This is a genomic window from Mesorhizobium sp. WSM4844 (assembly GCF_055811775.1).
Genome location: NZ_JBVVQB010000221.1, coordinates 1 through 272, shown reverse-complemented (window position 1 = coordinate 272; position 272 = coordinate 1). Strand labels below are relative to the sequence as shown.

Sequence of the window (272 nt, the reverse complement as noted above, 5' to 3'; positions counted from 1 at the left end):
CACGGCAACAATCGCCGGCAGGTCTTGCGGACCGCAGCGGTTCAACTGGTCGACGATGCTTTCCGCCAGATCGCAAAACACCGGCCTGGCGAACAGCGTGGCCAGCGGCAGCTCGACACCGACGGCCTGCGGCAACCGGCTCATCAGCTGCACCGCCAGGAGCGAGTGTCCGCCGAGTTCGAAGAAGTTGTCGTGGCGTCCGACCCGCTCGACACCGAGGAGCTCGGCCCAGATCTCGGCCAGCGCCGTCTCGACCTCGCCTTGCGGCGCCG

Annotated in this window: 1 protein-coding gene; it reads right to left on the bottom strand. The window is 68.0% G+C overall.

Annotated features, from left to right (window positions below):
- On the bottom strand, positions 1 to 272 hold a 272-nt coding region (locus AC0L2A_RS36520; RefSeq protein WP_473613034.1), incomplete at both ends, for a phosphopantetheine-binding protein.